Annotated in this window: 17 protein-coding genes, 1 tRNA gene and 3 pseudogenes; 16 read left to right on the top strand and 5 right to left on the bottom strand. The window is 51.4% G+C overall.

The features are described 5' to 3' along the window. Positions 1-16 precede the first annotated feature (16 nt). Positions 17-1420 carry a murein transglycosylase D gene (mltD, locus tag DSM2777_RS21225; RefSeq protein ID WP_061555098.1) on the bottom strand — a complete coding sequence of 468 codons (1404 nt, stop codon included), beginning with the start codon at positions 1418-1420 and terminating at the stop codon, positions 17-19. 70 nt (positions 1421-1490) lie between these two features. Beyond that, on the bottom strand, positions 1491-2246 hold the full coding sequence (gene gloB, locus DSM2777_RS21220; protein WP_061555097.1) for a hydroxyacylglutathione hydrolase: 756 nt from the start codon (positions 2244-2246) through the stop codon (positions 1491-1493). A gap of 46 nt (positions 2247-2292) precedes the next feature. On the opposite strand from gloB, the gene DSM2777_RS21215 reads away from it, so the two are divergent. Next, positions 2293-3015, top strand: a complete 723-nt coding sequence (locus DSM2777_RS21215) for a class I SAM-dependent methyltransferase (RefSeq protein WP_046458708.1) — start codon at positions 2293-2295, stop codon at positions 3013-3015. A gap of 20 nt (positions 3016-3035) precedes the next feature. Here the strand turns inward: DSM2777_RS21215 and rnhA are convergent. Beyond that, a pseudogene (gene rnhA / locus DSM2777_RS21210) lies at positions 3036-3606 on the bottom strand (ribonuclease HI). On the opposite strand from rnhA, the gene dnaQ reads away from it, so the two are divergent. From dnaQ to DSM2777_RS21155, 11 genes and pseudogenes are all read left to right on the top strand, one after another. Beyond that, positions 3560-4300, top strand: a complete 741-nt coding sequence (gene dnaQ, locus DSM2777_RS21205; RefSeq protein WP_025800395.1) for a DNA polymerase III subunit epsilon — start codon at positions 3560-3562, stop codon at positions 4298-4300. The pseudogene rnhA and the gene dnaQ sit on opposite strands and share 47 nt — an antisense overlap. 134 nt (positions 4301-4434) lie before the next feature. Beyond that, positions 4435-4511, top strand: a tRNA-Asp gene (locus tag DSM2777_RS21200). Positions 4512-4722: 211 nt separating this feature from the next. Beyond that, positions 4723-5628, top strand: a complete 906-nt coding sequence (locus tag DSM2777_RS21195; protein WP_046359163.1) for a LysR substrate-binding domain-containing protein — start codon at positions 4723-4725, stop codon at positions 5626-5628. A gap of 172 nt (positions 5629-5800) precedes the next feature. Next, positions 5801-7257: pseudogene (locus tag DSM2777_RS21190) on the top strand (gamma-aminobutyraldehyde dehydrogenase). Between the two features lie 82 nt (positions 7258-7339). Beyond that, positions 7340-8503: a putative ABC transporter substrate-binding protein YdcS gene (gene ydcS, locus DSM2777_RS21185; protein WP_040047060.1), complete on the top strand. Its 1164-nt coding sequence runs from the start codon at positions 7340-7342 to the stop codon at positions 8501-8503. A gap of 143 nt (positions 8504-8646) precedes the next feature. Continuing rightward, entirely contained in the window at positions 8647-9672 is a 1026-nt protein-coding gene (locus tag DSM2777_RS21180; protein ID WP_061555095.1) for an ABC transporter ATP-binding protein, read from the top strand. Between the two features lie 13 nt (positions 9673-9685). Further along, a complete protein-coding gene (locus DSM2777_RS21175) occupies positions 9686-10618 on the top strand; it encodes an ABC transporter permease (RefSeq protein ID WP_369828313.1) in 933 nt (310 codons plus the stop codon). Then, positions 10608-11420: an ABC transporter permease gene (locus DSM2777_RS21170; RefSeq protein WP_040047057.1), complete on the top strand. Its 813-nt coding sequence runs from the start codon at positions 10608-10610 to the stop codon at positions 11418-11420. The genes DSM2777_RS21175 and DSM2777_RS21170 overlap by 11 nt, the downstream gene beginning before the upstream one ends. A 137-nt stretch (positions 11421-11557) precedes the next feature. Next, a complete protein-coding gene (gene patD / locus DSM2777_RS21165; RefSeq protein ID WP_061555094.1) occupies positions 11558-12985 on the top strand; it encodes an aminobutyraldehyde dehydrogenase in 1428 nt (475 codons plus the stop codon). 224 nt (positions 12986-13209) lie between these two features. After that, a complete protein-coding gene (locus DSM2777_RS21160; RefSeq protein ID WP_061555093.1) occupies positions 13210-15120 on the top strand; it encodes an NAD(P)/FAD-dependent oxidoreductase in 1911 nt (636 codons plus the stop codon). Next, positions 15117-16322, top strand: coding sequence for a cytochrome c (locus DSM2777_RS21155; protein ID WP_061555092.1), 1206 nt, complete (start codon positions 15117-15119; stop codon positions 16320-16322). The genes DSM2777_RS21160 and DSM2777_RS21155 overlap by 4 nt, the downstream gene beginning before the upstream one ends. Before the next feature lie 60 nt (positions 16323-16382). Here DSM2777_RS21155 and DSM2777_RS21150 read toward each other — a convergent pair whose 3' ends face one another. Further along, positions 16383-17582 carry an ROK family protein gene (locus DSM2777_RS21150; RefSeq protein ID WP_061555091.1) on the bottom strand — a complete coding sequence of 400 codons (1200 nt, stop codon included), beginning with the start codon at positions 17580-17582 and terminating at the stop codon, positions 16383-16385. A 116-nt stretch (positions 17583-17698) separates the two neighbouring features. Between DSM2777_RS21150 and DSM2777_RS21145 the strand changes: the two are divergent. The 3 genes and pseudogenes from DSM2777_RS21145 (at position 17699) to DSM2777_RS21135 (ending at position 23334) form a co-directional block, all read left to right on the top strand. Further along, positions 17699-20968, top strand: a pseudogene (locus DSM2777_RS21145) (DUF5107 domain-containing protein). 81 nt (positions 20969-21049) lie between these two features. After that, on the top strand, positions 21050-22480 hold the full coding sequence (locus tag DSM2777_RS21140; RefSeq protein ID WP_061555090.1) for a sugar porter family MFS transporter: 1431 nt from the start codon (positions 21050-21052) through the stop codon (positions 22478-22480). Beyond that, on the top strand, positions 22477-23334 hold the full coding sequence (locus DSM2777_RS21135; RefSeq protein WP_237087796.1) for an aldose 1-epimerase: 858 nt from the start codon (positions 22477-22479) through the stop codon (positions 23332-23334). The genes DSM2777_RS21140 and DSM2777_RS21135 overlap by 4 nt, the downstream gene beginning before the upstream one ends. A 686-nt stretch (positions 23335-24020) precedes the next feature. Here DSM2777_RS21135 and hmpA read toward each other — a convergent pair. After that, positions 24021-25211, bottom strand: a complete 1191-nt coding sequence (gene hmpA, locus DSM2777_RS21130; protein ID WP_061555089.1) for an NO-inducible flavohemoprotein — start codon at positions 25209-25211, stop codon at positions 24021-24023. A 371-nt stretch (positions 25212-25582) separates the two neighbouring features. Between hmpA and glyA the strand changes: the two genes are divergently transcribed. After that, on the top strand, positions 25583-26836 hold the full coding sequence (glyA, locus tag DSM2777_RS21125; protein WP_046359173.1) for a serine hydroxymethyltransferase: 1254 nt from the start codon (positions 25583-25585) through the stop codon (positions 26834-26836). Positions 26837-26854 lie beyond the last annotated feature (18 nt).

The raw sequence follows: 26854 nt of genomic DNA, 5'->3' as shown, positions 1-26854 counted from the left end.
ATTCTGCTTACGAACATTAGCTATTGGAGTTAGCTGAGTCTCTTACATACAGCGTTAGCATATCGCCAGGCTGGATTTGACTCGCTTTAGTAATGACGCTGTTCCAACGCATCACATCATTGATGTTTACACCATGACGTTTTGCAATGCTGGCCAGTGAGTCGCCTTTACGTACCTTGTAAGTAATGCTGCTGTTATCAGCGATCGACGTGCTGGCGTTATTCGCCACCTGCAATGTCTGACCGGCTTTCAGTTTGCTGTTGCTGCGCAGGTTATTCATGCTCAACAACTCTTTCTGACTGATATTTAAACGCTTAGCAATTGCAGATATCGTATCGCCCGAACGAACTTTATAGCCTGAAACCTTCGCTTTAGACGAGGTGTTCGTTGATGCTAACTGTGCGTTGGGCTGGATTGCTGCAATCTCGCCTTCGGCCAGTGAATCTTTAAACTGCTCAACATGTGCTTTTGGCACCATGATGTAGTGCGGGCCATTTGGCGCGGTTACATTCTTTTTGTAACCAGGATTAAATGCCTTAATCTTCGTCAGAGACATGCCCGCCATTTCTGCGGCCTGAGTCAACTGAATCTGTTGCCCTACATCAACTTTTGCCAGTGCACGTTGGTCGTTAGACTGCGGCAGTTTAATGCCATAACGTTTATTATTTTTGATCAGATCGCTCAGTGCTAGCATCTTTGGAACATAGATAGATGTTTCGCGTGGCAATGATAATGACCAAAAATCAGTCGGCAAACCTTTACGCTTATTCGCTTTGACTGCCTGCATCACACGGCCTTCACCGCTATTGAATGCAGCCACCGTCAATAACCAGTCACCGCCAAACATGCGGTTCATTCGCTGCATCATATCCAATGCGGCGGTAGTAGAGGCGGCAACATCACGTCGACCGTCATACCACTGGTTCTGTTTCAACCCGTAATTGCGCCCCGTCTGAGGAACTATCTGCCAAAGCCCTGCGGCGTTAGCTGATGACGTTGCGTGTGGGTTAAAAGCGCTCTCCACTATGGGTAGTAGTACCAGTTCCATCGGCATTTTACGTTGCTTAATCTGCTCGACTATCCAGTACATATACGGCTCTGCCCGTAATGTTACATCGTGGAGATAGCTCTTATTTCTTAAAAACTTATTTTTTTGTTCGCGGATCCGGCTATTGTCCGGAACCTTCATCTTCAGATCGTCACTAATGAAGCCCCACAAATCTTTCTGCGCAATGTCACTACTACTTTCGTTGAGCCATCGCGCGGAGGTCGCTCGAGCGTCCTTTGAGGGCTGTCCTGCTTCACTTCGACTGACTGAAGACAAACTCTGTGCATACTGTTCGGGCTCTTTAGCGTGGTGGTTTACGCCTTGGCACCCGACCAGCAACATAGAGGCAAAGATAATTGCTTTAGCCTTCATGTGTGTGTCTACTGGTGATTAAAAGACGAGCAATAATACTTTGCCTAGCCTCAAAACACAACAAAAAGCTTTAGAAGCTGTCTTTCATGTCGCGTAGGCGGGCAAAAACTTGCCAAGTCTTAATTGGTTGATTTTCGAATCCTAAATTTCGTTGTAAATCATTGTCATAACAACGTAAAAAAGGATTAATTTCCTTCTCAATTTTGAGTAAAGAAGGCACGCTAGGTTGGTGTTTTAACCGTAACTCGTGAACTTGTTTCTGATATGTTTCAATCTCTTTGTTTTCTGGTAAAACGTATCTTGCAAACCTAAGATTTGACTCAGTATATTCATGAGCGCAACAAACTAAGGTGTTATCAGGAAGTTGCGCAATGAGCTGTAAAGAGGCATACATTTGCTCAGGCGTACCTTCAAAAATACGTCCGCAACCCGCCGAAAATAAGGTGTCTCCACAAAATAGATAGGGAGTGGCATAGTAAGCAATATGTCCGAGAGTATGCCCAGGAACATCCAACACGCTGAAAGTCATACCTAATACGGTAATTTCATCGTGTCCTCGAACTTGCTGCGTGCAGCCTTTATTGGCCGTTTCTTGTGGCCCATATACGGGAATATCCGGATAGTGCTGCAAGAGCTCGCCCACGCCGCCTACGTGGTCATTATGATGATGCGTGAGTAGGATGGCTTTAGGAGTAAGCTTATTTTCCGTCAGGTAGTGTAAAGCTGGAGCCGCAACGCCGGGATCGACGATCAAACATTCTTGCTGATCGTTGGCGAGCAGCCAAATGTAGTTATCTTGCATAGCAGGGATACTGATAAGATTCATAATCGATAGCTCTCCATTGGGGTATTCCCCCTGTATAGGTGAACGGATGAAACCAGCACAGATAACACGAATGATTTCTCCTCCGTTGTCGTGGAGCGAGATCCCTTGGGGAGAGTATTACCGTGCCGCATTAGAGCAGCAGCTTGCGCCATGGTGGCCAAAGCTATTTGGTTATCATCTTCTTAAAATCGGCACGTTGAGTTCTCAGCTCTCTACCGAAAAATGCGGCATTTCCCATCAGGTCAGCGTGGGTGTGAAAGGCGATAATCTACAGGTGATGGCAGACCCGTGCAGTTTACCTTTTGCCGCTAAATCCGTTGACGCGTGCGTGCTTGCGCATACGTTAAGCTTTGCCAGCGATCCTCACCGAATCTTACGTGAGGTTGATCGTGTGCTCGTGGACGACGGCTGGCTTATTCTAACCGGGTTTAATCCAACCAGCCTGATTGGCTTAGGTAAACTGGTTCCCAAACTGCGTAACCGGCTGCCTTATAGCAGCCGAATGTTTAGCATGATGCGAATGCAAGACTGGCTGCAACTCCTAAACTATGAAGTTTTGTATGAGAATCGCAGCCAAATTTTACCGTGGAATCGTCGCGGTGGTTTATTCCTCGGCAAACATTTACCCGTATTGGGATGCTTAAGCGTTATCGTGGCGCGCAAAAGAACCGTTCCTCTCACGCCGACCGCCCTTCGAGAGAGAAGCCAGCGTGCTAGCTGGCGTGGAACCGTCGGCGCGACGAAGAGCTTCCGCAAACGATCTGACTAACGGTTGCCCTACATCTGGCTTTATTTGTTGTCAGGCTGGTAGCCGGTGTCATCTCTGTCGGGCGAGCCTGCGGCTGTACGCGCTAATTCATCGCAGCGCTCATTCTCTACATGTCCAGCATGGCCCTTGATCCACATCCATTCAATTTTATGTGATTGAATCGCGAGGTCGAGGCGTTGCCATAAATCGACATTTTTAACCGGTTTTTTATCCGCTGTCTTCCAGCCGCGTTTTTTCCAGTTATGGATCCACTGCGTGATGCCTTGGCGAACGTATTGGCTATCGCTGCACAGCACCACTTCGCAGGGATCCTTCAACGTTTCCAGTGCCACAATGGCCGCCATCAGCTCCATGCGGTTGTTGGTAGTTAGGTAATACCCTGCGCTTAGGGTCTTTTCGTGTTGCTTGTAGCGCAATATGGCACCGTAGCCACCGGGGCCGGGGTTGCCTAGGCACGAACCATCGGTGAAAATCTCAACCTGTTTTAGCATCTCTGGTAGACTACTCCGCAGTCAAAACCGTAAGTCTGACATAAAGTGACATTATGAGCACAGGAATAACTCGACAGATCGTTCTCGATACAGAAACCACCGGTATGAATAAGCTGGGGGTTCACTACGAAGGACATAGAATCATTGAAATTGGTGCGGTTGAGGTTATCAACCGTCGTTTAACGGGGCGTAACTTCCATGTTTACATCAAGCCCGATCGCTTAGTCGATCCAGAGGCTTATGGTGTTCACGGTATCAGCGACGATTTCCTGTTGGATAAACCGACTTTCGCTGATATCGCCGACGAGTTTCTGGAATTCATACGCGGTGCAGAGCTGGTTATTCATAATGCACCGTTTGATATCGGGTTTATGGACTACGAGTTCCGTAAGCTCAATCGCGATATTCCGAAGACGGAAACCTTCTGTAAGATCACCGATAGCTTGGTGATGGCGCGCCGCTTGTTCCCCGGCAAGCGCAACAGTTTGGATGCCTTATGCAATCGCTACGAAATAGATAACACCAAGCGAACACTGCACGGCGCATTACTTGACTCCCAAATACTGGCCGACGTCTATTTAACGATGACGGGTGGGCAAACGTCTCTCACATTCTCCATGGAAAGCGAAGGTGAGAAAGCGAGGCCTACAGGCGAAGTACAAAAGATAATTCGTAAAGCACACGCGCTAAAAGTGGTGAGAGCCAATGCGGATGAATTAGCTGAGCATGAGCATCGGCTTGATTTGGTGCAAAAGAAGGGCGGCAGCTGTTTATGGCGCGCTGAAGCTGAGTAGTTTTTTGCGCGGAATCTGTTGAAAAATAGCCAAAAAGATGAAAAAGCGCTCAGTTGAAATTCTTTGTTAGAAAAACAGTTGACGACTCAGAGCGGTATCCGTATTATCCGCATCGTTCCCACAAGGAACAACGCGGAGCGGTAGTTCAGTTGGTTAGAATACCTGCCTGTCACGCAGGGGGTCGCGGGTTCGAGCCCCGTCCGTTCCGCCACATTCAGAAGCCCTGAGTCAGCAATGACTCAGGGCTTTCGTCTATTCAGCACTCCGCAATTTTCATATTCCCCGCCCCCAGTAGTTTTCCCACCCAAGTAGAAATATGAATTCGGAAAATCCGAACGCCGTCATACTTTTGACATAAAACCGAACGAGATGCTTTTCCTGTCTACACTTTGATCATCAGCACCCAAACGGATGATCTTCCCATGATGACCTTACGCCAGCTTCGCCATTTTATTGCCGTTGCCGAAACCGGCTCGATTTCTGCGGCTGCGCAGACGGTTTTTGTTTCCCAGTCCTCGCTAACGCAGGCCATTCAGTTGCTGGAACAGGAGATTGGCGCCGTATTGTTTAAGCGCCACGCGAAGGGAATGGATCTCACCCACCAAGGACATCAATTTCTACGCCAGTCATATTTGATTCTCGCCACGGTTGAAAATGCCAAGCGCAGCCTGGAGCTGGGCTGCGAGAACCTGAGTGGAACGCTAAAAATTGGCGTGACTAGCCTTGTCGCTGGTTACTTTCTGGTGGATATGCTCACCCGTTTTCGTGCGGCGTATCCCAATGTCACCACCCAACTGGTTGAAGATGAACGCCCCTATATCGAACACTTATTGGTAAACGGCGAGATTGATATCGGGGTGCTTATTTTATCGAACCTCGAAGACCGAGATGCGCTGCAAACCGAAGTGCTGATGCACTCGCCGTATCGCTTATGGCTCCCGCCGCTGCATCCGTTGCTGGAAAACGACAGCATCCGTTTGGCCGACGTGGTGAAAGAACCGCTCATTCAGCTCAACACCGATGAGATGGGCAGCCATCTACGCCGTATCTGGGAGAAAGCTAAACTGACGCCGACTATTGCCATGCGCACCGCGTCTACCGAGGCCGTTCGCAGCTTGGTTGCGGCTGGAATTGGTGTCGCTCTGCTTCCTGATATGGCCTATCGCCCGTGGTCGCTTGAGGGAAATATGATTGAAGCCCGCACGCTGGTGGATACGCCAGAACCGCTGGATGTGGGATTGGCATGGCGGCGCGGCAGCGCAAGACCAGAGCTCGTCACCCCGTTTCTACAAATTGCTCGCGAGAATGGTGGGGCTCGCAAGCTATGACATCGCTATATCCCTATAAAACATCAGGTATCTAAATAATCGAATGCAGCGTTCATAATTTCGTATTTGCCGCTGGCTAGCGGCTGCTCTAGGCTAAAATTAATTAATTTACATTTTAATTACAAGTAATTGACATTTTAGTAATGTCAATTTTGCCCTAGAGGAACGCAGCATGAGCAGCGCGACGCAAGGACTTAACACACAGCAATTCATTGATGGTCTGCTGGTCGCAGGAGAAGGCCCAGAAGAGCAATTGCTCAATCCGGCCAGCGGTGAGGTTTTGTTGTTGCTCGCCGAAGCGTCTGCCCAGCAGGTTTCCGATGCCGTTGAGTCTGCACAACGCGCTTTTCTATCATGGTCTCGCACCATTCCGGCTCGACGCGCTGCCGTATTATTGGCCATTGCCGATGTGATTGAACGCCATGCCACTATGTTTGCCGAACTTGAATCTCTTAACTGCGGCAAACCCTATCATCAGGCTCTTTCAGACGATATTCCCGCCGCTATTGATACCTTCCGCTATTTCGCCGGTGCGGTCCGCTGTCAGCGTGGGCAGTTAGGGGGGAATATCTGGAAGGTCATACTTCGATGATCCGCCGTGATGCTATCGGCGTGGTGGCATCTATTGCGCCATGGAATTATCCCTTGATGATGGCTGCATGGAAAATGGCTCCTGCGCTAGCCGCGGGTAATACCGTGGTCTTCAAACCCTCCGAACACACACCACTTTCCACACTGGCGCTGATCCCTTTATTACGCCATATCGTGCCAACGGGCGTAATTAACGTCGTTTATGGGCGCGGCGAAACCGTGGGGAATTATCTGGTAAATCATCCGCTGGTACGCATGGTTTCCCTTACCGGCGACATCGTGACCGGGCAGAAAATCATGCAGGCGGCGGTCAAGAACGTAAAACGCACGCATTTGGAGCTGGGCGGCAAAGCGCCGGTGATCGTGTGCGATGACGCCGATTTAGATGAAGTGGTCGCGGGAGTACGCCGCTACGGTTTCTATAACGCCGGACAGGATTGTACCGCGGCTTGTCGTGTTTACGCCGACCGCAAAATTTATGACGCGCTGGTGGAATCTCTCGGCCACGCAGCCAGTTCTTTACGCTATGCGCGCAGCAACGATAGCGAAAATGAAATGGGGCCTCTTATTAGCGCCAGACAGCGCGACCGCGTGGCTAGTTTTGTTGAGCGGGCGTTGGGTCATCCGCATATCGAACGGATCACCGGTGCGCAGATGCATTCCGGCCCCGGTTTTTTCTATCCACCCACGATCCTCGCAGGCTGTCAGCAGCAGGATGAAATTGTTCAGCGTGAGGTTTTTGGCCCCGTCGTCAGTATTACGCCGGTTGATTCATTGGAGCAGGCGTTGCAATGGGCGAATGAATCTGAATACGGCCTCGCGTCTTCCGTTTGGACCAAAAATATCGATCGGGCGTGGCAGCTAGCGGCGCAGCTTCAGTACGGAACCACGTGGATCAATACCCACTTCACGCTGGTGAGTGAAATGCCGCACGGAGGCCTCAAGCGCTCTGGCTATGGCAAGGATTTATCCGGTGATGCTTTGCAGGATTACAGCGTTGTGCGTCACATCATGGCGAAAGTAAAAACGCAGTTTTAAGCACGAATCAAGTGATTACATAACAATGCAGGCAGTCCATCTGCCGCACTAAATAGCAACACGACACAGACAGGGGATAGCAATGAAAAATACAGTTATCACGGCGCTTTCAGCGCTCTGTATCAGCGGACTGGGTGGGATTGCAACAGCTCAGGCCGATGGACTACCGCAAAAGCTCGGCCCGGCAGAAGGGCAGCTCGACATCATTACATGGCCAGGTTATATCGAACGTGGCCAAAGCGATAAAAACTATGACTGGGTGACCCAGTTTGAAAAAGACACCGGCTGCAAGGTCAATATCAAAACGGCAGCGACCTCCGATGAGATGGTTAGCCTGATGGCCAAAGGCGGCTATGATCTGGTTACCGCGTCCGGCGATGCCTCATTGCGCCTAATCTATGGCAAACGCGTTCAGCCGATCAATCCTGCTTTAATTCCGAATTGGAAAAACCTCGACCCTCGTATGGTCAACGGTCCGTGGTATACCGTTAAAGGCGAAGTTTACGGCACCCCATATCAGTGGGGGCCAAACCTGCTGATGTACAACACCAAAGTATTCCCAAAAGCGCCTGATACGTGGGGCGTGATCTTCGAACCACAAAACCTGCCGGATGGTAAAAGCAACAAAGGGCGCGTACAGGCCTATGACGGCCCAATCTATATCGCCGATGCCGCGCTCTACTTAAAAACCGCCAAGCCTGAGCTAGGGATCAAAGATCCGTATGAGCTGAACGAAACCCAATATCAGGCGGTGCTCGATTTACTTCGCACTCAACATCCGTTGATTCACCGCTATTGGCATGATGCTTCCGTGCAGATGAGTGACTTCAAAAACGAAGGCGTTGCTGCCGGTAGTTCATGGCCATTCCAAGCTAACGGCCTGAAAAACGAAGGCCAGCCAATCAATGCGGTATTCCCGAAAGAGGGCGCGACAGGCTGGGCGGATACCACCATGGTTCACGCACAGGCTAAGCATCTGACCTGCGCCTACAAGTGGATGAACTGGCAGCTCACGCCAAAAGTTCAAGGTGACGTCGCCGCATGGTTTGGTTCTCTGCCAGCCGTGCCTGAGGGCTGTAAAGCCAGCACCTTATTAGGTGGCAACGGTTGCGAAGCGAACGGATATAAATTCTTCGACAAAATTGCCTTCTGGAAAACACCGCAGGCCAAGTGTGAAAGCCAAGGCCAGTGTGTGCCGTATAGCCGTTGGACGCAGGACTATATCGCCATCATGGGTGGTAGGTAATTCATTGTTATCTCTCCTGAAACCTTCTTAACGAAGGGCATCGAATCGCGTGGTCTTTGCCTGTGCGTTCGGTGTGCTCCTCCCCCTGTAAAGGGGGAGGCTGGGAGGGGGATGCTGTTACAGTTTTGTCGGAGAACATAAAAATGAGCGGCTCTGTTGAATTAATTGATGTATCCAAACTCTACGGCGACGTTCATGCGGTCGATCGCGTTTCGTTGACGATTAAAGAGGGCGAGTTTTTCTCCCTGCTAGGGCCTTCAGGTTCGGGGAAAACCACCTGTTTGCGTTTAATTGCGGGCTTTGAGCAGCCAACCAGTGGCTCTATCCGTATTCAAGGCCAAGAGGCCGCCGGATTACCGCCTTATCAGCGTGATGTGAATACCGTGTTTCAGGATTACGCGCTATTTCCCCACATGAGCGTGCTGGAGAATATTGCCTACGGGCTGATGGTGAAAGGCATCGCTAAAAATGAGCGCCAGAGCCGTGCCCGTGAAGCGCTTAACAGCGTTGCGCTGGCCGATTATGGCGAGCGCAAACCTTCCCAACTCTCCGGTGGTCAGCGTCAGCGTGTGGCTTTGGCGCGTGCGCTGGTGAACCGTCCACGCGTTTTGCTGCTGGATGAACCGCTAGGTGCACTCGATCTGAAGCTACGCGAGCAGATGCAAACCGAGCTGAAAAAGCTCCAACGTCAACTGGGGATCACCTTCATTTTTGTCACCCACGATCAAAGCGAAGCGCTGTCGATGTCCGATCGCGTGGCGGTATTTAGCAAAGGGCGAATTGAACAGGTTGATACGCCGCAGAAGCTTTATATGCAGCCGGAAACCGCCTTTGTGGCCGAATTCGTCGGTACTTCAAACGTTATTCGAGGCCCATCGGCAGAAACTCTGCTCGGGCAGCCAGGGATCTTCTCGATCCGTCCAGAGCATATTCGTTTCGCGCGTGATGTGGCGAAGCCAGAAGAGATCCACGTTCAGGGCATTTTACGCGACGTCCATTACCAAGGGGCTGCAACGCGCTATGAAGTGATGATCGATAACGGTGTGCGTTTGTTCGTGAGTCAGGGCAATACGCAAGAGCAGCTTTTACAGCCGGTGCGGAATACCGGTGAACCGGTTCGCCTGTGCTGGGAAAGGAATGCGATGGTGGCGCTGGCGGGAGATCGCTGAGATGGAGATGGGCATGGACTACACCGAAGTTCGTAACCGTCCGGCGCGCCGGTTCTCAACGTTTTTATACCGCCGCCCGACGCTCTATTTGCTGCTGTTACTCACGCCGCCGCTGCTGTGGTTTGGAGTGATTTATCTAGGGTCATTGTTCACCTTGCTGTGGCAGGGGGCATATACCTTTGATGATTTCACCATGACGGTAACGCCGGATTTCACGCTCGACAACCTCAAGGCGCTGTTCAACCCATCGAATTACGACATCATTGTGCGCACGTTAACGATGGCGATTTTGGTTTCTCTGGCCTGTGGACTGCTGGCATTTCCCATTGCGTACTACATGGCGCGTTACACCAGTGGCCGTAGCAAAGCCTTCTTCTACATCGCCATTATGATGCCGATGTGGGCCAGCTATATCGTCAAAGTGTATGCGTGGACGCTGTTGTTAGCGAAAGACGGCGTCGCGCAATGGTTCCTGCATTATATGGGATTGGAACCGGTACTGGCGTGGGTGCTGGGGATCCCCGATATTGGCGGCAGCACGCTGTCAACGTCAGGCCTTGGGCGCTTCATGGTGTTTGTTTACATCTGGCTGCCGTTCATGATTTTGCCGATTCAGGCCGCGCTAGAACGTTTGCCGCCAACGCTATTACAAGCCTCTGCGGATCTCGGTGCGCGTCCGGTGCAAACTTTCCGTCATATCGTGCTGCCCTTGGCGATTCCAGGCATTGCCGCAGGATCGATTTTTACCTTCTCCCTCACGCTAGGTGACTTCATTGTGCCGCAGCTGGTGGGGCCTCCCGGTTACTTCATCGGCAGCATGGTATATGCCCAGCAAGGGGCGATTGGCAATATGCCGATGGCCGCGGCCTTCACGCTGGTGCCTATCGTGCTGATTGCTATCTATCTAACCATCGTGAAACGTTTGGGGGCTTTCGATGCGCTCTGATCTCAACGCTGCACCGTGGGGACTAAAAATCGCCGCGTGGGGTGGGTTAGTGTTTTTACACTTCCCGATTTTAATTATTGCCGCCTATGCCTTTAACACCGAAGACTCGGCGTTCAGCTTCCCGCCAAAAGGCTTCACGCTGCACTGGTTTGAGGTTGCCGCGGGACGGCAGGATGTTTGGGATGCCCTATGGCTCTCGGTACAAATCGCTGCCATGGCAACCACCATCGCGCTCATTCTTGGCACCTTGGCGGCGGCTGCGCTGTATCGTCGTGAGTTTTTTGGCAAGCAGACCATCAGCTTTCTGATCCTATTACCGATTGCGTTGCCCGGCATCGTCACAGGTATTGCACTGCTCTCGGCGTTTAAAACGCTCAACATGGAACCGGGGATGATGACGATTGTGATTGGTCACGCCACTTTCTGCGTGGTGATTGTATTCAATAACGTCATTGCCCGTTTTCGCCGCACGTCGCACAGCTTGATTGAAGCCTCAATGGATCTGGGCGCCGATGGCTGGCAAACCTTCCGTCACGTGATGCTGCCGAGTTTGGCATCCGCCATGCTGGCGGGCGGAATGCTGGCGTTCGCTCTGTCATTTGATGAAATCATCGTCACCACCTTCACCGCAGGCCATGAGCGCACCTTGCCGCTGTGGCTGCTGAATCAGCTTAACCGTCCGCGTGACGTACCTGTCACGAACGTGGTTGCGCTGTGCGTGATGTGCCTGACGGCAATCCCAATTTTAGGCGCGTATTACCTGACGAAAAGCTCAGAAGATGTCGAAGGGGCTGGTAAATAAAAGATACATGACCCCACCCCAACCCTCCCCCTGAGAAGGGGGAGGTTGGGTGGGGGAAAAGGGTGCTCAGATTGCTAAGTGATTCACTAACAACCGGCAGCGCTGCGCTGCCACCTCTCTTAATGAAGGATAAAACAATGCATACACAACTGCTGATTAACGGGCGTTTGGTCGAAGGTCAAGGTTCTGCACTGCCTGTGTACAATCCCGCCACGGGGGAGGTTATTGCACATATTGCACAGGCAAGTGCCGCGCAGGTTGAGGAGGCGGTGAATGCGGCAGACAAAGCGTTCACCGAATGGGGACAAACGACGCCGAAAGAGCGTGCCGCGCTGCTGTTGCAGGTCGCTGATGTGATTGAGCAGCAGGGCGAAGTGTTGGCGAAGCTGGAATCGCAAAACTGCGGTAAGCCCTATCAGCGCGTATTGGAAGATGAGATCCCTGCGATTGCAGACGTATTCCGCTTCTTTGCTGGTGCGACCCGCTGTTTAAGCGGCCCCGTTGCCGGTGAGTATCTGCCGGATCACACCTCGATGATCCGCCGCGATCCGGTTGGCGTGATCGCGTCGATCGCACCGTGGAACTACCCGTTGATGATGGCGGCATGGAAATTAGCGCCCGCGCTGGCGGCAGGCAATACCGTGGTGCTGAAGCCATCGGAGCAAACGCCGTTGACCGCATTCCATCTGAGCCAAACGCTGGCAGATTTGTTCCCCGCTGGCGTCGTTAACGTTCTGTTCGGTTTGGGCAAAGACGTGGGTGACGTACTGACAGGCCACCCAAAAGTGCGCATGGTTTCCCTCACCGGTTCTATCGGCACGGGTGCGCACATTATTGAGCACACGGCGTCTACCATTAAACGCACACACATGGAGCTGGGCGGCAAAGCGCCGGTTATCGTGTTTGATGATGCCGACGTGGAAAAAGTGGTCGAAGGCATTCGCATATTTGGTTTCTATAACGCAGGCCAAGACTGTACAGCGGCCTGTCGTCTGTATGTACAGAAATCAATCTATCAAAAAGTGGTGGATGCGCTGGCGCAGACGGTTTCCACGCTTGATATGGGGAACCCAGGCGATGAAAGCACCGAGCTGGGGCCATTGATCACCGAGCAGCACTTACAACGCGTCGAAGGCTTTGTTGAACGCGCCAAAGCGTTGCCGCATATCACGGTGGCTACCGGTGGTTCGCGCGTCAATGGTCCTGGTTTCTACTTCCAGCCAACCATTTTAGCGGGCGCCAAACAAGACGACGAAATCGTGCAAAAAGAGGTGTTTGGGCCAGTCATCACCATCACCCCGTTTGATGATGAAGCGCAGGTCTTGGGCTGGGCGAATGATTCCAACTATGGCTTAGCCTCTTCCGTATGGACGCGTGATGTGGGCCGTGCTCACCGCATGAGCGCACGTTTGCAATACGGCTGCACATGGGTGAATACCCACTTCATGCTGGTGAGTGAAATGCCACACGGTGGACAAAAACTCTCAGGCTACGGCAAAGATATGTCGATGTTTGGCCTAGAGGATTACACCGTGGTGCGCCATGTGATGATTAATCACGGGTAATCAGTTTCCCCCTTCATGTCTTCTGCTTTTGGGGAGACATCGTCTAAGAGCTGAATTCATCCTAAACGTGACTCTGCTCCCTCCCCTGCGAAGGGGAGGGCTGGGTGAGGTCATATCAACATTTAGCCTGAGAATATTTGGTGGCTGACCTATACGTTGTCATCATGTAAAATAATTGTGATTTTCCTTCGATTTCAAATCTTAAAATAAAACTGGGAAGCATTATGAGCATCACAAGACGTGACTTTCTCAATGGGATGGCAATTACCATTGCAGCGGGATTAACACCGTGGCAGGCACTTCGAGCATCTCCTCAGGCTTTAACCCAAAGCCTTTACTATCCGCCGACCTTGACTGGTTTACGCGGCAACCATCCGGGATCGTTTGAAGCGGCTCATTTACTGGGGCGTGAAGGCAAACATTTCGATCCTAAAAGCGCGCCAATTGAAGATCGGTTTGATCTGGTGGTAGTTGGTGCGGGGATCAGCGGCTTAGCTGCGGCCTGTTTTTGGCAACAGCTGCATGGCAAAAATCAGCGCATTTTGTTGCTCGATAACCATGATGATTTTGGCGGACATGCCAAGCGTAACGAATTCAACGTTGAAGGCAAAACGATACTCGGCTATGGCGGCAGTGAATCTTTCCAATCGCCGCGCACTAACTTTAGCCCTGTCGCAATGGGGTTGCTGAAAACTCTCAACGTTGATATTGAACAGATGGCGAAAGATTTCGATCAGAATTTCTATCCTGATATGAAACTGAGCCGTGGCGTCTATTTCGATCGCAAAAACTTTGGCGTCGATAAAATTGTTAACGGCGATCCAGGGCGAGCGGTTGCCGATGATATTGCCCCTGACCGCTTAAACGGCCGCGACATCACCGCGTTCATCAGTGATTTCCCGCTGGCCGAATCCGATCGTCAGGCGCTGATCGCGCTGCACACGGAACAAAAAGATTATCTGCCTGAACTCAATACCGATGAAAAAGTGGCTTGGTTAGACAGCCATAGCTATAGCCAATTTTTGCGAGAAAAAGTGGGCCTCAGCGAAATGGCGATCCGCTATTTCCAGCAACGTACCAACGATTTCCAAGCGGTTGGCATTGACGCGACTTCGTGCAGCGATGCCCGTATCTGCGCCTTACCTGGGCTAGATGGCATGAATTTGCCTCCGCTGGACGCCGAGTCATTGGCCGATCTCGACGAGCCCTATATTTTCCACTTCCCAGATGGCAATGCGGGTTTAGCTCGCCTGATGGTACGTCATTTAATTCCGGCCGTTGCACCGGGTGACACGATGGAAAGTATCGTATTGGCGAAGTTTGATTACAGCCAGTTAGATAAACCAGATTCCCCTGTTCGGCTGCGTTTAAACAGCACCGGTGTCCATGTGGCGAACGTGAATGAGCAGGGCAAACCTGCCGTTGATGTGACGTATTTGACGGGCGACAAACTGCATCGTGTTCGGGCTGGGCAGGTGGTGATGGCGGGCTACAACATGATGATCCCGTATCTTGTACCGGAAATGCCTGAAACGCAGGCCGCTGCGCTGAAAGAAAACGTGAAATCGCCGCTGGTGTATTCAAAAGTGGTGATCCGCAACTGGCAGCCATTCGTAAAACTTGGGGTGCATGAAATCTATTCTCCCGCCGCGCCTTATAGCCGCGTGAAGCTAGATTATCCGGTCAACATGGGCGGCTACCAGCATCCACGCGATCCTAACCAACCGATCGGGCTGCATATGGTGTATGTCCCCACGCTGCCGGGCAGCGGTCTAAGCCCGCGTGAACAGTCGCGTAAAGGACGAGCGTTGCTCTTAGGCACACCGTTTGAAGTGCATGAAAAAATGATCCGCGAGCAGCTACAGGGCATGTTCGGTGAGGCAGGCTTCGATCATCAGCGTGATATTCAAGCCATAACGGTTAACCGCTGGTCGCACGGCTACTCTTATTTCTTGAACGGGTTGTTCGATGATGAAAAAGAAGCCGAGCAAATTATTCATACCGCACGCCAGCCGATAGGGCGTATCACTATCGCCAACTCGGATTCAGACTGGAGCCCTTACGCGAACTCTGCGGTTGATCAGGCGTGGAGAGCGGTGAATGAGCTAACCGCGATGAACAAGGAGAGCGTATGAAACCGTTACTGATTTTAACGTTGCTAGCCACCAGCGCGGGCGCAAGTGCAATGTCGGCCGGTGAATACGTGGCCAAAGCGGGCGACTGTTCGGCCTGTCATACGTCTCCTCAAGGACAAGCGCTGGCGGGGGGAATGCGCTTCGCAACGCCGTTGGGCGATATTTATGCCACCAATATTACGCCAGATAAAAAATACGGTATCGGTAGCTACAGCTTTGATGATTTTGACAAGGCGATGCGCAAGGGCGTGGCGAAAGATGGTCATCATCTTTATCCCGCCATGCCGTACACCTCTTATGCCAAAATGACGCCTGAAGATATGCGGGCGCTGTATGACTACCTGATGACCGAAGTGAAGCCGCAGGCGGTTGAAAATAAAAAGAGCGATATTCCATGGCCGCTCTCTATGCGTTGGCCTTTAGGCATCTGGAATTCATTGTTCTTGCAAGAAGGTGTTTACCAGCCGCAGCCGGAAAAAGGCGATGAATGGAATCGCGGCGCCTATTTGGTTCAAGGCGCTGGGCATTGCGGTGCCTGCCATACGCCGCGCGGTTGGGCGATGCAGGAACAAGGTATGGATCAGGCCGAGTTGCGTTTCTTGAACGGCGCAGAGCTGGATGGTTGGTATGCGCCTTCTTTACGTGGCCTAAACGTCAGCAAAGATGATTTAGTCGCACTGCTCAAGACCGGCCGCAGCCGTCATGCCGCGCTTAGTGGCCCGATGGGTGAAGTGGTTACGCACAGCTCGCAATACCTGACAGACAGCGATTTAAACGGTATTGCCACTTATCTGCTCAGCTTGGAAGCTTTACCGAGCGATGCGAAACCAACCAAGCCGGCGGCGGGTGCGATGCTGTCTGGCGCTCAAACCTATGCCCGCTATTGCTCTACCTGCCATACTCCGAAAGGCGAGGGCGTTGATTTCACCATCCCGCGTCTGGCTGGGAATCTCACGGTGAATGCCGATAATCCGCAAACGCTTATTCGCGTGGTGCTCGACGGCGCGCAAACACCGGTCACGCAACAGCATATGTCTTACGCGATGCCGGGCTATGGTTGGGCGCTGAATGACCAAGAGGCTGCTGATTTAATGAGTTACCTGCGCGGTAGCTGGGGAAATAAAGCAGAACCCGTGACGGCTGAACAGGTAGGAAAAGTGCGGGCTGAGATTAAGAAGTGGTGTTGGCCTAATACGCGATAACCCTCCCCTTCGAAGGGGAGGGAATCGATTTAATAAGAACAATTAAACTAGCGCGGACGTTCAAACCCCCTCCAACGCCTTCTCGGCATACAAATACCCAATTCCCATAATTTGCTGTGGTCGAGTCAGCTGGCCAAAGCCAATACGCGTGGCGTTTGTCATATTCGGATCGGCTGGATCGAAAGGATTAAACCCCGTTTGACGCATAATGGCACTGAGCCAACGATCGCCAAACCCACAACTGCGGCCGTAGAAATAGATCCGGTTGATATTCAAAATATTCAAGAAGTTATACAGGCTTAGACCAATGGCGCTTGCCGCACTATCCACCCATGATTGCACCTGCACATCGCCTTGATGATAACGCTCGATAAGCTGTTTGCTGCTGAGTGAATCCCAATCGGTTTGAATGCTGTTGTGTGGCTGAGATTTCAGCCAAATGCGCGCCCGTTTTTTTAGCGCCGAAAGTGAGGCGACGGTTTCTAAACAGCCGTAGCGGCCACAGTCGCAGGCCACGCCATCGGGATTCACGATGGTATGCCCAATTTGTCCGCTGCCGTATAGGCTGCCGCGATAAATCTGCTGGTTAATCACAAATGACGAACCGATCCCATAATCCACGTTGATGACGCAAAAATCCTGCTGATTATCCGTATTTTGCCATTTCTCCGCCAACGCCAGCATCACGCAGTCATTGTCGAGTAAAACGCGAGTTTTCAGCTTTTCCTCTAACAGATACTTCATCTCAATATGCTCTTTCCACGGCGCCTGCGGCATATTTTGTGAAACGCCGGTGACAGGATCGACTTGACCGTGAATGGCCAGTGCTAACTGGATCGTGCGCTGTGGATAAAGCTTTCTTTGCTGATAATAGACCTGCTCAATGGCCGTTAGCAGATCCTGAGGATGGGGGGCTGAAACGGCTGTGAATTGATATTCACCCAAGGGCAAAATCTGGCCGTTGACGAGCTGGCTCTCAATACAGTTTGGCGTTACGTTCATGCATAAAATAAGAGCATTACCGGCGGGGATTTGATAGCTCCCGCTGCTTAATCCACGGTTGCTGAGCATGCGATCTGAATGTTCTATTTTCCCTTCATCCAGCAGCTCTTCCAGTATTTTGCCAATCGCCGGAATCGATAACCCCGTGTGCTGCGCCAGCATTGATTTACTGGCGTGCTTATAGCGATAGATCAACGCCAGCAGTATCCGCTTGTTGAGATGACGCACCCGCTGATTATTCAATCCCAGATCAAACATTTCACTTAACTCCGTTAACTGTATTGCGTGAGCGTTGCTCACAACGGAAAAGAATTGCTCACATACACTGCAAACATACATCAGTTCACTGTCATTTTTTTACTGGAGATGCGGAAATGTACGGCGACGTCAAAGTTTGGCAAGAAAGTGTGACCTTACCGACCTATCGCACCGGAGCGGAAGATCCCAACCCGATGTTTTTAGAAAAGCGGGTTTACCAAGGATCGTCTGGCGCGGTTTATCCCTATGGCGTAATCGATACGTTAACCGGTGAATGTGAAGATCGTGAGTATCAGGCTGTATGGCTAGAAAACGATTTTATTCGCGTCATGTTGCTGCCCGAGCTGGGAGGGCGAATTCATCGTGCCTACGACAAAGTGATGCAGCGTGATTTTGTCTATTACAACGAAGTGATTAAGCCTGCGCTGGTGGGATTGGTTGGGCCATGGATCTCCGGCGGAATTGAATTTAACTGGCCGCAGCACCACCGCCCAACGACGTTTATGCCGGTGGATGTGACGATTAGCTAGCAGGATGACGGCAGCAAAACGGTTTGGCTGGGCGAAGTTGAGCCGATGCGCGGTTTACAGGTTATGACCGGCTTTACGCTGTATCCACAAAAAGCGCTGATCGAAATTAAGGGTAAGGTGTTCAACGGTAACGCCACGCCGCGCCATTTCCTATGGTGGGCAAACCCTGCGGTGAAAGGCGGCGACGATCACCAAAGCGTGTTCCCGCCCGATGTCACGGCGGTATATGACCACGGCAAGCGTGATGTTTCGGCTTTTCCTATTGCCACCGGCACTTACTATAAAGTGGATTACTCCGCTGGCGTTGATATTTCCCGCTACAAGAATATTCCCGTGCCGACGTCATATATGGCCGATAAGTCAGATTATGATTTTGTTGGCGCATACCATCATGGCGAGCAAGGCGGCCTGCTGCATATTGCCGATCACCACGTTTCCCCAGGTAAAAAGCAGTGGACGTGGGGCAACTGCGATTTTGGCCTTGCGTGGGATCGCAACTTAACCGATCACAACGGCCCTTACATTGAGTTGATGACGGGCGTATTCACCGATAACCAGCCGGACTTTACTTGGCTTGCGCCTTACGAAGAAAAGGTGTTTGTGCAGAACTTTTTGCCATACAGCCAGCTCGGAACCCTACAGAATGCCAACACGCAGGCCGCGATTAAGCTGGAACGTACTAACGGAGAATTGCAGCTTGGGCTATACGCCATTGCTCCGTTGAACGAGGTGTCGCTGGTGGTGAAAGGCGAAGGCGAAGAAATTTTCCGTCAGCCGCTTTCTCTTCAATCGGCACAAGCATGGCTGCACGCGTTGCCCGATCGTTCGCCGCAGCGTTTAACGCTTTCGCTGGTGGATCGCGATGGCCGCGAAATTATCAGCTATCTCGAGCATATTCCGGAAGAAACCCCGCTGCCACAGGCGGCGACTGCGCCACAAAAACCAGAGCAAATCACCAATACCGACGAGCTCTATTTTATCGGCCAACATCTTGAGCAATATCTCCACGCCAGCCGTTCTGCCTTTGATTATTACCGCCGTGCATTGGATATCGACCCTCTCGATTATCGCTGCAACGTTGCGCTGGCAACGCTGGAGTTTAACCGTGCTGATTTTGAGCAAGCGGCAAGCTATGCCAATACCGCTCTGCAACGAGCCCAGCGCTGGAATAAAAATCCGCAGTGCGGTCAAGCAAGTATGCTGCTGGGTTCTGCTCGTGAAAAACTAGGCCAAGAAACTCAAGCCTATGATGACTATTTCAAAGCCACGTGGAGCGGAAATTGTCGTGATGCGGCGTTTTATGCTCTAGCACGTTTAGCGCTGCGCAAAGGCGACGCGGAACAAGCCCTGACGTTTATCAATCAGAGCCTGAACTTCAACGGTGCAAACAATTTAGCCATGGGGTTAAAAGCACTGGTTTTACAGCAGTTGGGAGAGAGCAAACAGGCGCTTGAATATGTCGCTTCCCAGTTGGCTCACTATCCGCTGAGCTATGTCCTGCTGTATGCGCAGTCTGTTTTGAACGGCGACGCGAGTGCATTGACTCAGGTTGCGGGAGCGCGAGGAGTAAACGCCTGCGTGTTAGCAGGATGGTTGATGGGATTAGGTCGAGAAAAAGAGGCCTTGGCGCTGCTGAAACGCTTGAACAGCCAAGAATCGCTTCCGCTGCTGTATCGTGCGGCATTAACTCAGGACGTAAGCGAGCGAAGCCACTGTTTACAGCTAGCGCGCGAGAACTTTGCGCTTAAAGTCCGCTTCCCTAACACCTTAGATGATATTGCGGTTCTGCAACGTCTCCCTCAAGACGGTTTTGCTCAATATCTACTGGGCTGTTTCTTCTACAGCAAGCGCAGCTATGCCCGCGCCGAATCTTGTTGGCTGTTTGCGTTACAGCAGATGCCAGATTTTGCCGCACTGCACCGCGTGCTTGGGATCTATGCGTTTAACAAGCAGGGCAATTTGGATCAAGCCGCGGAGTATTTCCAGCGTGCGCTTGACCTTGAGCCTGAAAATCCACGTTTGCTGTTTGAATTCAGCTATCTGCAAAAACTAACGACGGTTCCAACCGCACAGCGCCTGCAATTGTTGGACGATCGCCGTGATGTGGCGCTTAAACGCGACGATCTCACCGCCGAGCTGCTCAGCCTCTATCACATTCATCACAAAGTAGATGCGGCCGCTGAAATTCTGTGGCGTCGCCAATTCCACCCATGGGAAGGCGGTGAAGGCAAAGTCACAGGGCAATTTTTGATTAACCATCAGCGCCGAGCGTTGGCCTTGATGCAGGAACGTCATTACGCCGAAGCCTATGACGTGCTACGTCAGTCGCTTAGCTATCCCGCTAATCTCGGTGAGGGGCGTTTGGTGGGACAAAGTGACAATGATATCTGGTTCTTAATGGCTATCTGCGCCGAGAAAATGGGCGAAAAAGAGCAGTCTCAATCTGCGCTACAGCACGCACTACAGGGCGGTTCTGCGTTGAGTGCGGGACGCTACTACAACGATCAGCCGGTTGATTATCTGTTTTACCAAGCGATGGCGGCCGCACGTTTAGGAGAAAGAGAGCAGGCTCAGCAGCAGTTCCAATCCATGATCGATTGGGCCAAGCAGCATAGGAATGATTTATCAGAACCTGATTTCTTCGCCGTTTCTCTGCCCGATCTGATTGTTCTGGATGCATCGGCGCAGGAGCAGCATAGCCAACACTGCTTGTGGGTTGAAGCATTAGGGCATTTAGGGCTGGGTGATGAAGCGAGCTTTATACGTCTTACCGATGAGCTGTTAAAACGCAATCCTGCTCATGATAAAGCGCATTTGTTACGTCTAGCAGTACAACACGGCATTTTTAATCACTAAGCCACAACGGGCCACGGTTGTGGCCCACATTTTCATGACTGCGTAAGCCTCTATCCTACAAGGTTAAAATAAGGTGAAAAAATGAAAAACACGCAGAACCATCTCACTATGTCTTACGTCTGGATGATATGTCTAGTCGCTGCCTGTGGCGGGTTACTTTTTGGCTATGACTGGGTAGTGATTGGCGGTGCCAAACCCTTCTATGAAGCCTATTTTGGGATCACCGATCCGGCTCAGTCAGGATGGGCGATGAGCTCCGCACTGGCGGGCTGTGTTTTTGGTGCGCTGATTTCTGGCTGGTGCGCCGATCGATTTGGTCGCAAGCTGCCGCTGATAATTTCAGCCATTCTATTCTCTGCCTCTGCGTGGGGAACGGCGGTGGCAACGCACTTTGACTGGTTTGTGTTTTACCGCATCGTTGGCGGCGTAGGCATTGGTCTTGCTTCAGCGCTGAGCCCAATGTATATCGCTGAGGTAAGTCCGGCTGAAAAACGAGGCAAATTTGTAGCCATCAACCAGCTGACTATCGTTATTGGCGTTTTGGCCGCTCAGTTGGTTAACCTGATGATCGCTGAACCCGTTGCCAGCTCGGCAACCATGCAGGACATCGTACAAAGCTGGAATGGACAAGTTGGCTGGCGCTGGATGTTTGGCGCAGAGTTGATTCCGGCGGTGCTGTTTTTACTCCTGATGTTCTTAGTACCTGATTCTCCGCGCTGGTTAGCGAAAGCTGGTAAACCAGACAAAGCGGAACGCATGCTGCGGCGTATCGGTAGTGCAGAATATGCGCGGGAAACGATGGCGGATATTCGTGAAACGCTTGGCGTAAATACGCAAAAAGTGGCGGTAAGTGAGCTCCTGAATCCACGCGTCAGGCCCATTATCGTGATTGGGATCGTACTGGCGGTTTTCCAGCAATGGTGTGGGATCAACGTGATCTTTAACTATGCGCAGGAGATCTTTGCGTCGGCCGGTTTTGATATCAACAGCACGCTTAAATCGATAGTGGCGACGGGGCTAATTAACCTGATCTTCACCATCATCGCCTTACCGCTGGTGGATAAACTGGGGCGTCGCAAATTAATGCTGCTGGGAGCGGCTGGCCTAACCATTATTTACGTGCTGATTGCCGGTGCCTATGCGCTGGGCATTATGGGGTTGCCGGTTTTACTGCTGGTGCTTGCCGCGATTGCGATTTACGCCTTAACGCTTGCGCCAGTGACGTGGGTGTTGCTGTCTGAAATCTTCCCTAACCGCGTGCGCGGTATGGCGATGTCAGTCGGGACTTTGGCGCTGTGGATTGCCTGTTTCTTACTGACTTATACCTTCCCTCTGTTGAATGCGAATTTGGGGGCATCGGGAAGCTTCCTACTTTACGGCATCATCTGTGCGCTCGGGTTTGTGTTTGTACTACGCAGCGTGCCTGAAACCAAAGGCGTTACGCTGGAAGCGCTAGAACATCAGCTGGCGGGAAGCACTAAACCCGTTGAACCCAGTGTGAAACAGGCATGATGGATATTTATACCCTTTCAACCCCGCGGTTTCGGCTGCGGGTAACTCCGCAGTCTGCGGCGATCTTAAGCTTTGACGACGTGGGTAGTGACACGGCGATTCTACGCCCTTATCAGCGGGATACGGGATGGCATCCGGGCGAAAGCGCATTGTTTCCGATGTTACCGTTGGCGAACCGAGTGCGAGATAATCGCTTTTGCCTAGCTGGGCGTGAAATTTGTTTGCCAGACAGCGCCTTGGATAACCAATTCTTTTTACACGGAGATGGCTGGCTACAGCGCTGGCAGCTGCGAGATTTGAGCTGCACACACATTTCCCTCGGGCTGCGTGTGCAACATAGCTGTGGTTTTGATTATTCGGCGAGTTTGGTTTATCGGCTCACGGACGAGGGACTTAGCGCGTATCTCACGTTACGCCACTGTGGCGCAGAACCCATGCTGTATGGGCTAGGTTTTCATCCTTTTTTTGTGAAAACCCCGCAGACGCAAATTCGGTTTTCCTCTTCCGGCTATTGGCCGGAGGGCGAACTGCATTTGCCCTTAGCATGGCAGGGTAACACGCCAGCAGCGCTGGATTTCACCCGCACGAAAGTGCCGGATAATGTGTGGATGAATCACGGCTATTCAGGATGGAACGGCGTGGCACATTTAGCGACGCCAAATCAGCCGACGATATCGTTACGCAGCTCCGCGTCCTACCTGATGCTGTTTCAAATGCCTGATGAACCGTTTATCTGCCTTGAACCGCAAAGCCACCCTGTCGATGCCCACAATATGGATGGACAACCAGGGCTGGTGTTGTTGGGGAAAGGGGAGATGACGGAGATGGGGATGAGGGTGGAGGTGAACGACTAAACCGTTGATGAAAGTGTGGATAGCCAACGTCTGAATATTTTAACTATGGTGCATGTTACGTCCGCCTAAAATATCTAGCCATACATTAGCACTGTGCAGGCGTCCGTGTCGGAGGGCTCAAGCGCCGCCCTCCGACGCCTCGGCTTGGCACCGTTCTCCAGCCTGCTGCGCAGGTTCCCTCATTTCGTCATTCCGGCTTTTACGGAACGAACGGCAATCGCCATCCTGGCTCCTCCGTTCTTTCGCCGACGTCCCTGTCGGCGAATCCTAGCCTTCATTCCTCTCTTCGGCTGAAGAACAACGTGCCGAAAAAGGGCAACAGCAAACTAACTAAGCAAAAACGAAAGATAACGATTTTTTACTTTTTAAGTTTAAGTCTTGGCAGTTAGGGCAGTGGAAACAGGAGGTTTCCACTAGGGGAGGAGGCGCCATGGATGGCGCATGCCGACCCGGCGCGGAGATGGCATTGCGGATAAAAGAGCGCGGGTTAAGGGTGGGCGCTCTGGCCCACCCTTATCGGACGCCTTCAACAGAGTGGCATGTGAAAGCCGCTGCTGACTGGCGGTCGAAACCTTACACAGTGATCACATAAACAACGGCGGCCGAAACCTTACACAGTGATCACATTAACAACGGCGTTCGAAACCTTACACAATGCTCACATAATCAACGTGTGATAAGAATCCTCACACCACCTTATGTGGCCCAAAACACTCATAGTGCATACGGTCTGCATCGACGCCCAGTCCTTGTAACTGCTTGGCGACATGTTGCATAAATCCAACTGGGCCGCAGAAGTAGTAATGCATTTCTGGGTTACTCAATTTCTCAGCGAGTGGGGTGATATCCATTAATCCCTGATAGTTGAAGTCGATATCAATGCGATCGTCAGCGCTGATTTCTTGCAGCCAGACGTGGCTTTGAGCCTGAGGCATTGCGGAGATAATGGTGTTAACTTCATCGGCAAAGGCGCGAACCTTGCTGTTTTCAGCTGCGTGTAACCACTGAATTTCGCCCTGATGGCCGCGAGCCTGTAACGTGCGCAGCATGCCGAGCATTGGCGTTTGGCCGACGCCGCCAGAAATTAATGCAACAGGCGTGTTTTCTTTAACTTCTAAGAAGAAATCACCGTGCGGAGGTGCGATTTGGATCACGGCGCCTTCTTGCGCGATATCATGCATAAAATTCGAGACTTGCCCCTGACCTTCACGTTTTACGGCAATGCGATAGTATTCGCCGTTTGGCTCATTGGTCAGAGAATATTGACGAATTTCCTGATGCGGCAGGCTTGGGTGGCGGATATAGACAGCCAAATATTGACCCGGCTGGAAATCGGCCACGCGGTTTCCATCTTCAGGCACCAAAATGAAGCTGGTGATTAAGTCGCTTTGCTTCTCTTTCTTGAGGATTTTGAACGGTCGAAGTTCACGCCAGCCGCCCTCAGTGGTTTCACTTTGCTGATAAATCTGGGATTCACGCTGGATAAAGACATCGGCTAAAACGCCATAGGCTTTGCCCCATGCCTCCAGAACTTCGTCACCCGGATTAAACATTTCTTCTAAGGTTTTTAGTAGGTGATGACCGACGATTTGATACTGTTCTGGCTTAATATTAAAGCTGGCGTGCTTCTGGGCAATGCGTTCAACGGCGGGCAGCAGCGCGGCTAGATTTTCAATATTAGTGGCGTAAGCACAAATCGCGTTAAACAGCGCTTCACGCTGATCGCCATTGCGCTGGTTACTCATATTAAAAATCTCTTTTAGCTCAGGATTGTGCTCAAACATCCGGTCGTAAAAGTGTGCTGTGAGCTTTGGCCCCGTAGCCGCTAATAGTGGAATAGTGGATTTAACGGTGGCGATGGTTTGGCTATCCAACATAAAAAATGTCCTCGTTATTGCAGGTGTTTTAATTGATGTATTTTAAATGCAACTTACAGATTTTTCTTTGAGCTGTAAATCCCTATTTTTGTTGTGCTGATGTTATTTACATAGCGTTTTTATCGCTTTTGTTTCGCCAAGGTGAAATTGTTGCATATCACATTTGAAGAAAACTCCTGCTGGCATGCGTCTTCATGTGCAGTATTAAAGCCTTATGCAGCGCCAAGCCAAACGTTTGCGTAAAAACATGGCCTAGGGTCTATCGTAACAAGGTGAAAACATATTACACTGTGGGCAGTCGCCTTACGGGGTGTGTTTTTATTGAACAATAGCGAATAGACAATTCAGGTTAGCTGAGTCAGGAGAAGCGGATGTTAAAGCGTGAAATGAACATTGCCGATTACGATGCCGAGCTGTGGCAGGCAATGGAGCAGGAAGTCGTGCGTCAGGAAGAGCACATTGAGCTTATCGCATCAGAAAACTATACCAGCCCGCGTGTTATGCAGGCTCAGGGCTCTCAGCTGACCAACAAATATGCTGAAGGTTATCCGGGCAAGCGCTATTACGGCGGTTGCGAATACGTTGATGTTGTTGAACAACTGGCAATCGATCGTGCGAAAGAGCTGTTTGGCGCTGATTATGCCAACGTCCAGCCGCACTCCGGTTCTCAGGCAAACTTTGCCGTATACACTGCGCTGTTACAGCCAGGTGATACCGTGCTGGGCATGAACTTGGCGCACGGCGGCCATTTAACTCACGGTTCTCCGGTTAACTTCTCCGGCAAACTGTACAACATCGTTCCTTACGGTATTGATGAAAGCGGTCATATCGACTATGACGACTTGGCCGCTCAAGCTGAAAAACACCAGCCGAAAATGATCATCGGTGGTTTCTCTGCTTATTCTGGCGTGGTTGACTGGGCGAAAATGCGCGAAATTGCTGACCGCATCGGCGCTTATCTGTTTGTCGATATGGCTCACGTTGCTGGTTTAGTGGCTGCGGGTGTTTATCCAAACCCTGTTCCTCATGCGCATGTTGTGACTACCACGACGCACAAAACCTTGGCAGGTCCGCGTGGCGGCCTGATTTTGGCCAACGGTGGCAGCGAGGAGATGTATAAAAAGCTGAACTCAGCGGTATTCCCTGGCGCACAGGGTGGTCCACTGATGCACGTGATTGCCGGTAAAGCCGTTGCCCTGAAAGAAGCAATGGAGCCTGAGTTCAAGGCTTACCAGCAGCTGGTTGCTAAAAACGCGAAAGCGATGGTCGAAGTATTCCTGAACCGTGGTTACAAAGTGGTTTCCGGCGGTACTGAAAACCATCTGTTCCTGCTGGATCTGGTTGATAAAAATATCACCGGTAAAGATGCTGATGCCGCACTGGGCCGTGCAAATATCACCGTGAACAAAAACAGCGTGCCTAACGATCCGAAGAGCCCGTTTGTGACTTCAGGTGTTCGTGTGGGTACTCCGGCTATTACCCGCCGTGGCTTTAAAGAAGCTGACGCACGTGAATTGGCTGGTTGGATGTGTGACGTGTTGGATAACATCAACGACGAAGCCACCATCGAACGTACTAAACAGAAAGTATTGGATATTTGCGCACGCCTGCCGGTTTACGCATAATCTTTATTGCTTGATGTG

It is taken from the genome of Obesumbacterium proteus (assembly GCF_001586165.1).
Taxonomy (GTDB): domain Bacteria; phylum Pseudomonadota; class Gammaproteobacteria; order Enterobacterales; family Enterobacteriaceae; genus Hafnia; species Hafnia protea.
Note: the sequence above shows the minus strand (reverse complement) of the source record. Positions and strands in the feature narration are given on the sequence as shown.

Coding starts and splice junctions, on each gene's coding strand:
- mltD (WP_061555098.1), bottom strand. CDS start 1,420: ATGAAGGCTAAAGCAATTATCTTTGCCTCTATGTTGCTGGTCGGGTGC.
- gloB (WP_061555097.1), bottom strand. CDS start 2,246: ATGAATCTTATCAGTATCCCTGCTATGCAAGATAACTACATTTGGCTG.
- DSM2777_RS21215 (WP_046458708.1), top strand. CDS start 2,293: ATGAAACCAGCACAGATAACACGAATGATTTCTCCTCCGTTGTCGTGG.
- dnaQ (WP_025800395.1), top strand. CDS start 3,560: ATGAGCACAGGAATAACTCGACAGATCGTTCTCGATACAGAAACCACC.
- DSM2777_RS21195 (WP_046359163.1), top strand. CDS start 4,723: ATGATGACCTTACGCCAGCTTCGCCATTTTATTGCCGTTGCCGAAACC.
- ydcS (WP_040047060.1), top strand. CDS start 7,340: ATGAAAAATACAGTTATCACGGCGCTTTCAGCGCTCTGTATCAGCGGA.
- DSM2777_RS21180 (WP_061555095.1), top strand. CDS start 8,647: ATGAGCGGCTCTGTTGAATTAATTGATGTATCCAAACTCTACGGCGAC.
- DSM2777_RS21175 (WP_369828313.1), top strand. CDS start 9,686: ATGGACTACACCGAAGTTCGTAACCGTCCGGCGCGCCGGTTCTCAACG.
- DSM2777_RS21170 (WP_040047057.1), top strand. CDS start 10,608: ATGCGCTCTGATCTCAACGCTGCACCGTGGGGACTAAAAATCGCCGCG.
- patD (WP_061555094.1), top strand. CDS start 11,558: ATGCATACACAACTGCTGATTAACGGGCGTTTGGTCGAAGGTCAAGGT.
- DSM2777_RS21160 (WP_061555093.1), top strand. CDS start 13,210: ATGAGCATCACAAGACGTGACTTTCTCAATGGGATGGCAATTACCATT.
- DSM2777_RS21155 (WP_061555092.1), top strand. CDS start 15,117: ATGAAACCGTTACTGATTTTAACGTTGCTAGCCACCAGCGCGGGCGCA.
- DSM2777_RS21150 (WP_061555091.1), bottom strand. CDS start 17,582: ATGTTTGATCTGGGATTGAATAATCAGCGGGTGCGTCATCTCAACAAG.
- DSM2777_RS21140 (WP_061555090.1), top strand. CDS start 21,050: ATGAAAAACACGCAGAACCATCTCACTATGTCTTACGTCTGGATGATA.
- DSM2777_RS21135 (WP_237087796.1), top strand. CDS start 22,477: ATGATGGATATTTATACCCTTTCAACCCCGCGGTTTCGGCTGCGGGTA.
- hmpA (WP_061555089.1), bottom strand. CDS start 25,211: ATGTTGGATAGCCAAACCATCGCCACCGTTAAATCCACTATTCCACTA.
- glyA (WP_046359173.1), top strand. CDS start 25,583: ATGTTAAAGCGTGAAATGAACATTGCCGATTACGATGCCGAGCTGTGG.